The 13,251-nt window shown below is 45.3% G+C and carries 10 protein-coding genes; 4 read left to right on the top strand and 6 right to left on the bottom strand.

What is annotated here, in order from left to right; genetic code table 11:
* Positions 1-5: 5 nt before the first annotated feature.
* Entirely contained in the window at positions 6-2,351 is a 2,346-nt protein-coding gene (gene lptD / locus R7O12_RS15360; protein ID WP_005379673.1) for an LPS assembly protein LptD, read from the bottom strand.
* A gap of 266 nt (positions 2,352-2,617) precedes the next feature.
* Between lptD and djlA the strand changes: the two genes are divergently transcribed.
* Positions 2,618-3,472 carry a co-chaperone DjlA gene (djlA, locus tag R7O12_RS15355; protein WP_005383076.1) on the top strand — a complete coding sequence of 285 codons (855 nt, stop codon included), beginning with the start codon at positions 2,618-2,620 and terminating at the stop codon, positions 3,470-3,472.
* A 143-nt stretch (positions 3,473-3,615) separates the two neighbouring features.
* Here djlA and R7O12_RS15350 read toward each other — a convergent pair whose 3' ends face one another.
* The 5 genes from R7O12_RS15350 to leuA form a co-directional block, all read right to left on the bottom strand.
* The gene (locus R7O12_RS15350) at positions 3,616-4,398 is read right to left on the bottom strand and encodes a DUF547 domain-containing protein (RefSeq protein WP_318100817.1); all 783 of its coding nucleotides are present in this window, start codon (positions 4,396-4,398) and stop codon (positions 3,616-3,618) included.
* 335 nt (positions 4,399-4,733) lie between these two features.
* Entirely contained in the window at positions 4,734-5,336 is a 603-nt protein-coding gene (leuD, locus tag R7O12_RS15345) for a 3-isopropylmalate dehydratase small subunit (RefSeq protein ID WP_005383071.1), read from the bottom strand.
* Between the two features lie 11 nt (positions 5,337-5,347).
* Entirely contained in the window at positions 5,348-6,748 is a 1,401-nt protein-coding gene (gene leuC, locus R7O12_RS15340) for a 3-isopropylmalate dehydratase large subunit (RefSeq protein ID WP_005383069.1), read from the bottom strand.
* Positions 6,749-6,858: 110 nt separating this feature from the next.
* Positions 6,859-7,950 carry a 3-isopropylmalate dehydrogenase gene (gene leuB, locus R7O12_RS15335; RefSeq protein WP_042522421.1) on the bottom strand — a complete coding sequence of 364 codons (1,092 nt, stop codon included), beginning with the start codon at positions 7,948-7,950 and terminating at the stop codon, positions 6,859-6,861.
* Positions 7,951-8,032: 82 nt separating this feature from the next.
* Positions 8,033-9,580, bottom strand: a complete 1,548-nt coding sequence (gene leuA / locus R7O12_RS15330) for a 2-isopropylmalate synthase (protein ID WP_005379685.1) — start codon at positions 9,578-9,580, stop codon at positions 8,033-8,035.
* Positions 9,581-10,099: 519 nt separating this feature from the next.
* Between leuA and R7O12_RS15325 the strand changes: the two genes are divergently transcribed.
* From R7O12_RS15325 to R7O12_RS15315, 3 genes are all read left to right on the top strand, one after another.
* The gene (locus R7O12_RS15325; protein ID WP_054574255.1) at positions 10,100-10,897 is read left to right on the top strand and encodes an SH3 domain-containing protein; all 798 of its coding nucleotides are present in this window, start codon (positions 10,100-10,102) and stop codon (positions 10,895-10,897) included.
* A gap of 152 nt (positions 10,898-11,049) precedes the next feature.
* Positions 11,050-11,598: a phosphatase PAP2 family protein gene (locus R7O12_RS15320; RefSeq protein ID WP_005379690.1), complete on the top strand. Its 549-nt coding sequence runs from the start codon at positions 11,050-11,052 to the stop codon at positions 11,596-11,598.
* 3 nt (positions 11,599-11,601) lie between these two features.
* Entirely contained in the window at positions 11,602-12,648 is a 1,047-nt protein-coding gene (locus R7O12_RS15315; protein WP_054576647.1) for an MJ1255/VC2487 family glycosyltransferase, read from the top strand.
* Positions 12,649-13,251 lie beyond the last annotated feature (603 nt).

Genomic DNA, 13,251 nt, shown 5'->3' with positions numbered 1-13,251 from the left:
TTTGATTAATTGTTCAGATAGAATGGGCGGCCGTACTTAATCGCGTTGTCAGAACCATCCAGCTCTTTGACAGCAGTGTCTTCACGCTGGTTGGTCGCAAAGCCTTGAATACCGAAGTTAACGCTGAAGTTATTTTCGTATTCAGGTGATGCCCCGGTGCTGCCGATAGCTTGGTCTTCCCAACCAAGCAATTGGTTTGAGTAAGTGACGCCAATGTACCAACAGTCAGATTGGTAACGTAGGCTCGCTAACCATTCTAGGTCCGCATTTTCATTGAGGTCGTAGTAGTATTGACCACTCGCAGACCAGTTCGGGTTGAACTCGTAGGCCGCTACAATACCTGCTTGAGAAATACCTTTACGAGTAATTGTGTCTAGGTTTTCGAGAATGATCGTATCTTCGATGTATTCACGCGTAACGTAGCGATAGTTACCCTGAATAAAGCCGCCGTTGAATTGGTATTCCAAGGTACTGTTTGCCAACTGCATGGAGCTCAAATCAATATCGTATTGAATTCCACCGTGATAGAACAAGTAATCGTTGTAGTTGAAATCAGCTTCAATCGCCCATGATGAGTAATTGGTTGTCTCATCCGGAAGATTTGGGCTGTTGCTCAGTTTGGTCTTTTTATCGAAGTAGTAAATCTGACCAAATGAAACGTTAAGACGCTCTTTATAGTCATCATCAAAGAAGCGAGTACTCGCACCGTAGCTTAACTGGTTCGCCGAGGCGATTTTATCAATGCCACTGTACTTACGACTGCGGAATAGCCCGTAGTAGTCGGTTTGTAGCAAGGTGGTATCGTAGTTGTAGATGTTGGTTTGATCTTCTTCAGGTACGTACAAGTACTGCAGCTGAGGCTCCAGTGTTTGGGTGTAGCCCTTGATCCAGCTTGTATCTCGCTCTAAGTAAAGTTGCGCATGCGTGCGGAACTCAGGAATAACACGAGAAACTTCATCATCCAACTGGTTTTGCAAGTTTACATCTGTCAAACCCGTTAAGTCTTGAGAGTAATACGTAGAGAGCACACGCGCTTCTGTTGTCCACGTTGCCCATGAGTTTGAGAGTGGTAATGTAAGCCCTGGTTCAATGTGAACACGGGTCGCATTTGGTCGCGCAGCATCGCTGGTATCGAAGCGGCTCACTTGGCTCTTCACGTCAAAGTTAAGGTAGTCTCCCCACAACGGCGTGTAGTAGTTCAAGTCTAACTGAGGAAGCAGGCGATAAGGGCGGTTCTCTTCTTTCAATAAGATTTGGAAGTCACGAACGGTTAACGAGGCATCCCAGAAGTCAGAACGATATTGTACTTGTCCTTCTTGAACCAGTTGACCATCTTCACGGTTACCAATGTCGGAGTCGAGATCGAGGAAGTAATCAATATCACTCACTTTTGAGTAATCGACTTTGACTATCCACTGTTTATTGATGATACCGTCGTGTTTAACTTGGTAGCCCCAACGAGACTCGTCCTGATATTTGCGATCACTATTGAGGTATTCGCCTTTGATTTCCCCATTTCCCCAACCATCTGTTAGGTAGCGGAAATCAGTATCGAGTTTTGTACCACGTTGCTGCATATAGAGCGTGGTGAGTGTCATGTCATATTGAGGCGCGATGTTCCAATAGAATGGCACCTCGACTTCCATACCATCACTAGAACCATACGATAAAGAAGGAAAGAGGAAACCCGTTTTACGCGTATCTCCAATTGGCATGGTTAGATACGGCACATAGAAAACAGGCACATCTAACACTTCAAATCGAGGATGGTGCAGCGTCGCTGTCTCTTCATCTTGGTCAACATCGATGCCTGACGCAACCAATCGCCATGAATTATCGCCTTGAGGGCACGATGTGATAGAGCCGTCTTCGAGTTCATAAACCGACTGACCTGTGCGAGCGATATAGGCTGCAGTGCCTCGACCTTGTTGGCAAAGGAACTGATAATCAGTGTTCTCAAGTGAAAACGTATCTTGATTAATGTCGTTAGTAACACGATCAGATCGAGCTTTGACTTGGCCGTCATTGAAAGTCACGTTGCCTTCGGCAACCACGACGTTGTCTTGTTGGTGCAGCGTTACGCTATCTGCGGTAATTTTCTTCTGGCCTTGGGTGACTTGTACATTACCTGAGTACTGAGCTTTGTCACCATTGATGGCTTGCAGGGTGTCAGCTTCTACCACTACTGGGGTATTAAGAGCGTCCTCCTCGCCACTTGTATCGACCAAACATTGATCTGTGGCGGGCATTTCCTGCACACTATCATGGATATTCGCTTCAGCTTGAGTGGTGGGTACAAACAAGGCGGTGCTGATAGAGGCCGCTAAAAATGTGCGGGAGAAATGTTGCATTGAATTGAACTTTCCTGTGTCACTACTACTCGATGGCTATAGGGCTTGTTGTACCCTAGCGTAATAGCCAAATGAATCAACTATAGTCGCATTTATCCCAGCGTATTGATTCACTGTGGCATAATGACGACAAAATAGCTGCAAAGATAAGCAGGCGAAATGGCCTAGCCGAAATAAAACTAATTCCATTATCATAAAGGAAATCGTTGCATCCGGCACTATAAGACCGCCGTCGTCGATAAAAATTCATTGATAGAGAACACATAATGCATATTTTTGGCAAAATTCTGGGTGCCTTTTTTGGCTTGTTACTTGGCGGGCCGCTAGGTTTACTCTTTGGCTTATTTATTGGCCATCAATTCGATAAAGCACGTCGCTTGAGTCAAGCCGGGTTCTCTACTGGCGGCTTTGGAAAAGGGCCAAGTCAAGCTCAACGCCAAGAAGAGTTTTTTAAAGCGGCGTTTGCGGTAATGGGACATGTGGCAAAAGCGAAAGGCCAAGTCACCAAAGAGGAAATCCAACTGGCTTCAGCCATGATGGACCGCATGAATTTGCATGGCGAACAGCGTCGCGCAGCGCAAGACGCGTTTCGTGAAGGTAAAGACAGCGACTTTCCGTTAGAAGATGTTCTTGTTCGTGTGAAAATTTCGACAGCTGGTCGCTTTGACTTGTTGCAATTTTTCTTAGAGCTGCAAATCTCGGCGGCCTTTGCAGATGGCTCAATCCACCCGAGTGAACGAAATGTACTACACAAAATTGCACGTGGTTTGGGTTTCTCTTCTGAGCAATTAGAGCGTCGTTTGCAAATGCAAGAAGCCGCATTTCGTTTCCAAAGCCAGGGCGGTTTTCATGGTCAGCATCAAGGCCAATCTTCTGGTGGTAGCTGGCAACAAGCTTCACAAGCAGATCAACTGGCTGACGCGTACAAAATTCTGGATGTGTCTTCAGATGCCGACAGTAAAACCGTCAAGCGTGCTTATCGTAAATTGATGAACGAGCATCACCCGGACAAATTGATGGCTAAAGGTTTACCACCAGAGATGATGAACGTCGCGAAAGAGAAATCTCAAGAGATTCAAAACGCTTACGATCTTATTAAGAAGGTTAAAGGCTTTAAGTAGTCGGACATTTTCTATCAAACATTTGGATGTAAAAAAGGGCACTCAGTGCCCTTTTTTTTCATGTCTTAGTCTTTGAGTTGCCGGTGTCTTTAGCTTTTGGCCTATTATGTCCCTAATGCTAATTGACCTCACATCCCCCCAGTTTAGTTGGCTTGATTCAAGTCCCAATCGTATTCGTATTTCACTTTGCCAGAGAAGTTTTTGTATTGCGGAGCATACTTTGCGATGTGGTTGAAGACTTGTTTCTCTCCACCAAAGTCCGCTGCAAACCAATCATAAATAGAAGACAGCTGCGCCGTGTTTCCTTGGATAGATACGCCTTTGCTGCTGTTGATAAATGTTTTGGCGGCACTATCCAGTAGAGCTTGCGTGTTGTCAGCAGTGAATGCTTGAGCTTGTAGGTTAGGGCATCCCAAACTTGCACAATTTACGGCGTAATGCGTCCTTGGGTCATTCCAAATTGGACGCAAAATTCGATGTTCAATATCGTTTAAAGTTAGATCCTTCCCATTGACCACGACCACATCGTCTCCCCAAGGACCAAAGCTAAATAAACCACCTAGCTTGGTGATTGATTCGACTGGATAGTTATCCAAAATAAGATCTACCGTGATGGCGTTGTAAAGGTTTACCCAATAGGCATATTGCTCTGCTTGGTTGTATTGTAGAGGGTCTAGTTTTGCCAAACGCTGGATGTATTGTTTCAGCTTAGTTTTATCGACAGAGGAGACTTGGCTATAACGAAACAAGGTATTCTCGCCTTGTTCAACTAAATAAGTATCGAGCAGTTGTTGCCATTCTTGATGAGAAATTTGGGTTTGGTTGGCTTGATTCGATTGTTTCCAATATGGCCATAAGTCGGATTTAGGCGCGGACAATGTCGAGAAAGAAACCAGAGCACACAACAGCAATAACAGACGCTTCATAGAGATACCTTTGAATGAGATATTGTTGATAGTGTAGACCAGTTTAGTGCTTGTTTTCTTTCAGTAATCAGTGGCCTTTATTCGCTGTCATTCCGAGGAGCATAAGCGATATCAGGAATCTAATACCCACAAACTCTTGAGTAAAGACAGTATGAATCTGTACAGTGCGCTCTGGTAGTCGATCCTGAATCACGCTCCTTCGTCGCTGTTCAGGATGACGAATTTCAACAGAGGCGTTCGGTATTCTGTAAGCAAAGCGATATGAGATCAGTCACCCAAAACAAATCAAGGGCCGACAATTGCCAGCCCTTGATTTGTGTATTTACTAACGCGTCTTAACGCAAGAAGCTTGGAATATTCGCTTCGTACTCAGCAATCTTATCTTCGTGTTGAAGGGTTAGGCCAATGTTGTCCAAACCGTTTAGCAAGCAATGACGACGGAACGAATCGATTTCAAAACCATATTCTTTGCCGTTGGCACGAACGACATTCGCTTCTAGGTCGACCTCGACTTCTGCACCTTCATTTGCCTCAACAAACTGGAAGATTTCATCCACTTCTTGTTCAGTCAAACGAACTGGCACCATTTGGTTGTTGATCGAGTTGCCGTAAAAAATATCGGCAAAGCTTGGTGCGATCATCGCTTTGATGCCGTAATCCGCTAGTGCCCACGGTGCGTGCTCACGAGATGAGCCACAGCCGAAGTTTTCACGAGCCAGCAAGATAGACGCGCCTTGGTAGCGAGGTGCGTTCATCACGAACTCTGGATTTGGCTGTTCGCCAGCATCGTCTAGGAAGCGCCAGTCATGGAATAGGTGCTTACCAAACCCTAGGCGGGAGACCTTTTGTAGGAACTGCTTTGGAATGATGGCATCAGTATCAACGTTCGCTGCATCTAGAGGAACAACTAAGCCTGTGTGTTGTTTAAAGCCTGACATTGGTTTGCTCCTTAGTCTAGTTCACGAATATCTACAAAGTGACCAGCAATTGCTGCTGCCGCTGCCATCGCAGGGCTCACTAGGTGGGTACGGCCATCACGACCTTGGCGGCCTTCAAAGTTACGGTTTGAAGTAGACGCACAACGTTCATGTGGGCCCAAACGGTCATTGTTCATTGCTAGACACATCGAGCAACCTGGTAGGCGCCACTCAAAGCCCGCTTCTTTAAAGATAACGTCCAAGCCTTCCGCTTCTGCTTGCGCTTTTACTTGCTCAGAGCCAGGAACGATTAGCGCTTGAACGTGAGGCGCGACTTTGCGACCTTTCGCTACTTCAGCGGCTGCGCGCATGTCTTCGATACGTGAGTTAGTACAAGAACCAACGAAGACTTTATCAACGTTGTAATCAGACAATGACTTTCCTGCCTCTAGGCCCATGTAAGCCAAAGCTTTTTCTGCCGATGCTTTTTCTACTGGGTCGGCAAAGCTTTCTGGTGCTGGGATAGGTTGATCTACTGCGATCACTTGGCCTGGGTTAGTACCCCAAGTGACTTGTGGTCTGATATCCGCTGCGTTTAGTGTCACGACTGCATCAAACTGAGCATCATCGTCAGTTTTTAATGTCTTCCAGTATTCTACTGCTGCATCAAAGTCGGCACCTTGAGGTGAGAATTTACGGCCTTTGATGTATTCGAACGTGGTTTCATCTGGCGCAATCAAACCGGCTTTCGCACCTAGCTCTATCGCCATGTTACATACGGTCATGCGGCCTTCCATTGAAAGGTCAGTGATCGCTTCACCACAGAATTCAACTACGTAGCCTGTACCGCCTGCTGCTGTCGTTTCACCGATGATGGCTAGCACAATGTCTTTCGCAGTAATGCCCGGAGCCACTTTGCCTTTCACTTCGATCTTCATCGTTTTAGCGCGCGCTTGTTTTAGCGTTTGAGTTGCTAATACGTGCTCAACTTCAGATGTTCCAATACCAAAAGCTAGCGAGCCGAACGCACCGTGTGTAGCAGTGTGCGAGTCACCACAAACAATGGTCATGCCCGGTAGGGTAATACCAAGCTCTGGGCCCATAACGTGCACAATACCTTGATATTTATGGTTAATGTCGTAAAGCGTAACACCAAACTCTTCACAGTTTTTCGATAGCGTTTCCATCTGGATACGAGCCATCTCACCGGATGCGTTGATGTCTTTGGTGGTTGTTGAAACGTTGTGGTCCATGGTGGCAAAAGTTTTGCTGACCTGACGCACCTTACGACCTTTTTCACGCAAGCCGTCAAATGCTTGCGGAGACGTCACTTCATGTACCAAGTGACGGTCGATGTACAAGATTGGGTTTTCCCCTTCTGCTGCGACGGCAACGTGTGCGTCGTAGACTTTTTCGTATAGTGTTTTGCCCATTGTTTGCTTCCTTTCCTCGTTATCCTTGTTGCTTTGTTTTAGCACCAATGACTTAGAGGTAAGTCATTGGTGGATAGAGGATTTAGTATTTATTATGAATCTGTTCTGTATTACGAGTTTAAGATGTACTCAGCGATCTTATCGCCCATCTCAGATGTTGTAAGCGCAGGGTTGTCACCAGCAAGATCGCCCGTTAGCTCCCCAGCTGAAAGTGCTTTTGATACTGCGGCTTCAATGTCTTGCGCCGCAGTTTCTTCACCTAGGCTGTAACGCAGCATCAGTGCTGCTGATAGGATTTGCGCCACAGGGTTAGCAATATTCTTACCTGCGATATCGGGTGCACTGCCACCTGCTGGCTCGTACAGACCAAATTTACTTTCGTTTAGGCTTGCTGAAGGCAGCATACCCATTGAGCCAGTGATCATTGCACACTCATCAGAAATGATGTCGCCGAAGATGTTTGAACACAGCATTACGTCGAACTGAGCAGGGTCTTTGATAAGCTGCATAGTCGCGTTATCAATGTACATGTGTGACAACTCGACATCTGGGTAGTCTTTTGCGATTTCTTCGACTACTTCACGCCATAAGATAGAGCTTTGTAGAACGTTCGCTTTGTCGATAGAGCACACTTTCTTGCGACGTAGACGAGCAGACTCAAAAGCGATTTTTGCAATACGTTCGATCTCAAAGCGGTGGTACACCTCAGTATCAAATGCTTTTTCTGTTGCGCCTTCACCTTCACGACCTTTCGGTTGGCCGAAGTAGATACCACCCGTCAGTTCACGGACTACCACGATGTCAAAGCCGCGACCCGAGATGTCTGCACGTAGCGGTGAGAAAGCTTCAAGACCTGAGTGAATTTGCGCTGGACGTAAGTTACAGAACAGTTGGAAGTGTTTACGTAGCGGCAGTAGGGCACCGCGTTCAGGTTGGTCGTTTGGTGGTAAGTGCTCCCACTTAGGGCCGCCAACCGAGCCGAATAGGACTGCATCAGACTCTTCACATGCTTTTATTGTGCTCTCTGGAAGTGGGCAACCGTGATTGTCGATCGCGATACCACCGACATCATGCTCGTCACGCTCAAACGCAATACCATGTTTCTTTTCGATTGCATCCAATACTTTATGTGCCTGCGCCATTACTTCCGGGCCAATGCCGTCACCGGGTAGGACGGCAATTTTGTACGATTTGTCTGTCATGTTAATCCTTTAAGTTTTCTAATTTTGAGCTTAATTATTTCAACGAGCGTGTTCTTTCCTGAGCCGTGTAGCCCGGTTGTTATTACACAGTCGCAATCTTTTTCTGCTTCATTTCTTCGATTTTATCTGCACGATGAATGCTGTTAATAACGTGCAATAATGCTTGGCCGGAAGCCTCAACGATGTCGGTGGAAACACCCGTACCGTGGTATTTGCGACCTTTGTAGTTGGCAATGATGTCTGCTTGACCCAAACCATCTTCACCTTCACCTTTCGCGGTTAGGTCGAATTTATCCAGAACGATGTCGTAGCCTGTCACGCGGTAGATACATTGGTATAGCGCATCAACTGGGCCATTACCGACCGCTGCTTCACACATTTCTTCATCACCGCATTGCATTTTGATGCTGGTGGTAGCCATTACGCTGCCAGACTGCACGCTTAGGTAGCTCAATTTGTAGAAGTCATCTTCTTCACGCAAGTTCGAGAAGTGCATTAGGGCTTCTAGGTCGTAATCGAACACTTGGCCTTTGCGATCAGCAAGTTTCAAGAAATCCGCATACAGCGCGTCTAGGTTGTACTCGTCTTCGTTGTAACCCATGGTATCCATATGGCTCTTCACGGCAGCGCGACCGCTGCGGCTGGTTAGGTTCAGAGCTTGGTTTTTTAGGCCAATAGACTCAGGGGTCATGATTTCGTAGGTATTCTTATTCTTCAACATGCCATCTTGGTGGATGCCTGAAGAGTGGCTAAACGCATTTGCACCCACAATTGCTTTGTTGCTTTGAATAGGCATATTGCATAGCTGGCTAACCAACTTACTGGTGCGGTGAATTTCATCATGCTTAATGCCAGTGTGAACGCCCAAAAACTCTTGACGAGTCTTGATGATCATTGCGATCTCTTCAAGTGAACAGTTACCCGCTCGCTCTCCAATGCCATTGATCGTGCCTTCTATCTGACGTGCGCCAGCTTGAACGGCGGCAATAGAGTTGGCAACTGACATCCCCAAATCGTCGTGACAGTGAACGGAGATGATCGCTTTATCAATGTTCGGAACGCGGTTAAATAGGGTTTCAATAATTCCACCAAACTCACTTGGTACGGTGTAGCCAACGGTATCTGGAATGTTGATTGTACTCGCACCTGCATTGATGGCGGCTTCTACCATGCGACATAGGTTGTCTATAGGAGTACGACCTGCATCTTCACAAGAAAACTCGACATCATCAGTGTAGTTACGCGCATGTTTAACGGCGTTGACTGCCATTTCTAGTACATCGTCGTAGCTGCGGCGTAGTTTGTCTTCTACGTGAATGGTGGAAGTGGCTAAAAACGTGTGGATACGGAATTGGTCGGCCACTTTTAAGGCTTCAGCGGCAGCATCAATGTCTTTCGCAACGGCACGCGAAAGGGCACAAACTCGACTGTTTTTTATGTTTTTTGCGATGGTTTGTACAGACTCGAAATCACCTGGTGAAGAGATTGGGAAGCCAGCTTCGATAACATCAACGCCGAGTCTTTCCAGCGCATAGGCAATCTGCAGTTTTTCTTTAACCGTCAAGCTTGCTGACAACGCTTGCTCGCCATCACGCAATGTGGTGTCGAATATAATGACCTGATCGTTCATGTTTGCTTCCTTCCTGATTTCTGCACTTTCGCGCAAGTGAATCGTTTACTTCCAGTATTTAGATATAAAAAAACCCGCATTCTCATGCGGGTTCTTAGAAATTGGTGTGGTTATTTTTCTTCCACAGCCTACCCGCGCGAACTGGTCACGATCAGGAGGAGGCTAAGCAGGATAGAAAAATGAGCTGGCATAGTTGTTAAGCTTTCCACATAATTAAGTTAACAAATTAGTACCGCACTCCATGAAGCGCGTCAACCCTAAAGTCGATTTTTTATTCATATCGGATGAGTCTTTTCGTTTGCTTGAAAAAAATGATGCACTAAGTGAAACGACATGATGCGATAGAAACGTGCTAGAAGAAGTAAGTTCTCATCAAGTTTGCGACGTTTCATTACCAAAACAAGCATCGGGATTGCGACTTGTCACACAAAGGTCCGAATTGTTTGGCAAAAGTTTTGAATGACCATTTATAGTAGTGCAGTTGCACTAGGTAAAAGAAATATAAGGGTTAGGGAAAGAATGAGGTTAACAAAACAATTTGGACGTTCAGCCATAGTATTTACTCTGGTCAGCTTGTCGGGTTGTCAGCTGTTTCAATCGCAGACCTATGTGGAAGTGGCTTCCCCCGTTGTTATGAATGATCACTCACAGAGCGTCATGGTCATCAATGATCAAATGGATCGATTTTTGAGTTATGAAGGACGCGAATCGTTCTTGAATCAGATGCTTGTTGCCCTTGAGTCTGACAGCCGAAATAAGTTTAAAGGTAAAGATCCGGAAACGTATTCTTGGTGGAAGATCCGTGTTCAACCTAGTGAGAAACAGCAAGCGGAAGTTTTCCGACCAACAACTGAAGGTGTCGATACCTCAAACCCAGTAGAGTTTATGGATGTCTCTTACCGCTCTAAGACCACATTAAACCTACGCTCCAAACCGAGTCTTGAAGGGGCAAAGCTTGGCGTATTATCGAAAGGGGAAGTCTTTAATGTGCTAGCAAAAGTGGTTGATCAACCTTGGTTTCTCGTTGAACAGAAAGGAGTGATAAAAGGTTATGTCCATAAGGATTATGCGCGCAGCAATGTGATAAATCGTGACATTTTATCTACTCAGCCTAACCCTCTACTAGAGCCTAACTCGAGTAAAACGGAGCAAACGAGTATAGAGCATGAACTGTCGGGAAACTATACTTGCCGCTCACTGAGCTATGAGCTTACAAAAGATGGCGACATGACGACGGGCTCTTTGCGCGCCTGCCGCAAGAAGAGAAAAGTCTGGTATATAGACACCCCTCAACCGCAACCATCAAACCCTTCTTAATGTTCTATTTTTATGGTTATGCCCAATAGATAAATTGTTGGGCACACCTTAATTTGGCCTTTGTCATTAATTGTCCAAACTCCCGTCATGCTGTTGTCACCTAAACCTCCTACTTTTCACACAAAGGCGTTGTCAAAGTAAGGAAAGGTCACATGCGAACCATAGAGACAATTACACAGCCAATTGCAACCATTGCTAAGTTTGATTTAGCGCTCTCTAGTGTTTGTCTTAAGCACCGTTTTAATCAACAAGTCGCCAATATCAGCAAAGGAGTCTCCCACAGTGGTGACGGGCACCTTTACTTGGTGTTGGGTTTATTAGCTTGGTATTTAGATAAGGAGCAAGGAGTCTGGTTTTTACTGGCGGGTTTACTTGCTTTTGCTATCGAGCTACCAATTTATTGGACGCTGAAAAATAGTTTTAAGCGTCGTCGTCCTGAAGAGCTTAGTGCACTCCTTCCTGCTTTTATTACCCCCTCTGATCGCTATAGTCTTCCTTCAGGACACACTGCCGCTGCGTTTGTCATGGCGACTCTGATTGACCATTTCTATCCGAGCCTAGGCGTTGCTGCATTCTTTTGGGCAAGTTTAATCGGAACCGCGCGAATCTTATTGGGTGTGCACTTTTTTACCGATGTCATCATTGGTGCACTGCTTGGCAGTCTTTGTGGTGGATTAGCGATTGCGATGTTGGGAGGCTAATTGATGAAAATCTTGTACGGTGTTCAAGGGACAGGAAACGGACATATTGCACGCGCAAGGGCGATGAGTCATGCGTTTAAAGAGCACAATGTTGAGGTCAACTTTTTGTTTTCTGGGCGAGCGCCGGAAAAATACTTTTCAATGGAAGCATTTGGCGATTACCAGACTCGCCGAGGCTTCACCTTTATTACCGAAAAAGGCTCTGTAAACTACGCGAAAACAGCATTGAATAACAATTTGGTGCAGTTTTTCAAAGAAGTTAAGCAACTCGATCTGTCGTCCTACGATCTTATCATTAATGATTTCGAACCTGTGACTGCGTGGGCAGCGAGACAACAAAATAAGCCTTCTATTGGTATTAGCCACCAAAATGCTTTCCGTTATCCGGTGCCACTAAAGGGAGCAAGTTGGTTAGATAAATCCGTCATTGAATACTTTGCGCCTTCTCAACATCACCTTGGTTTGCATTGGCATCATTTTGATCAACCTTTGTTACCACCAATAGTGCATACCGTCGATAGCCAAGCAGAAAACGACGACTTCGTGTTGGTGTATCTGCCGTTCGAATCGATAGAAGATATCTCGGACTTATTGTTCCACTTTAATCAACAAGCGTTTATCTGTTATCACCCGGATGTGATCGAATGTGAGCAGGTAGAAAACATAGAACTGCGCCCTTTATGCCACAGCAACTTCCAGCATCATTTGCATCGCTGTAGTGGTGTCATTGCTAATGGTGGGTTTGAGCTTCCTTCAGAAGCCTTGTCTTTGGGGAAAAAATTGTTACTAAAGCCACTCGCGGGTCAATTCGAGCAGCAGAGCAATGTTGCGACCTTAGAAGATTTAGGGCTTGCGATGTCGATGGAGAGCTTAGACATTTCCGCAGTACGCCAGTGGCTAAAGGAGCAACAAGCCGAAAGTGTGAAATACCCAGATGTTGCTCAGGCTATTGTTCATTGGGTACTGCAAGGTGCATGGGATTCAAAAGCAGAGTTATCCAGACAACTGTGGGAGCAGGTTGATTTTCCAAGTTACGTGTCGAACATTTAAGTACGTTGTTCAGTACACTGTTCCTTCCATTTTTGACACGATTTTGTTGCAGCCTTTCTGTTTAGAAGGCTGCATTTTTATTCTTCCTCTCTCATTTCTATTCAGTGTGTATTTGCTGATAATTTGACTGATAAGTGCAAAATTCAATCAGAGATATAGCTGTCATCTGTTGTTCTTATTCCAACTAATAACTGAGCTAAATGCATGCTTGTGTTGACCGCCTGTCCTATCAATTTGCTAAATACGTCCTCAAAGAATGCATTTTTACGTGTTTTATAGTTTTTTATGTTTTTATCAAGTCTTTGTTATTTAATAAATAAATACCTAATTGGCTAAAATTTACTGATTAAATATCAATCTAGTTGCGAAACCGCAATCGATTAGTTGATAGTACAGTTCGAGCCGGAAGTATCCGGACGATAAATATAATAAAAAGTTAGGTTATCTATTCGTAAAATGATTCGAATCCAGCCGCCGTCTTTTGTGCGAGATGGGATTCTATTCGTTATGAATTTAATGAACAAAGTTGACGATTACAAAAGAGGCGCACTCAATGTTAGAGAAGAAAGACGCGATGAGCGCAATTGCTAGCTACCGTATGGA

It is taken from the genome of Vibrio sp. Vb1574, from assembly GCF_033338675.1.
This window is presented reverse-complemented; position numbering and strand designations above follow the sequence as displayed.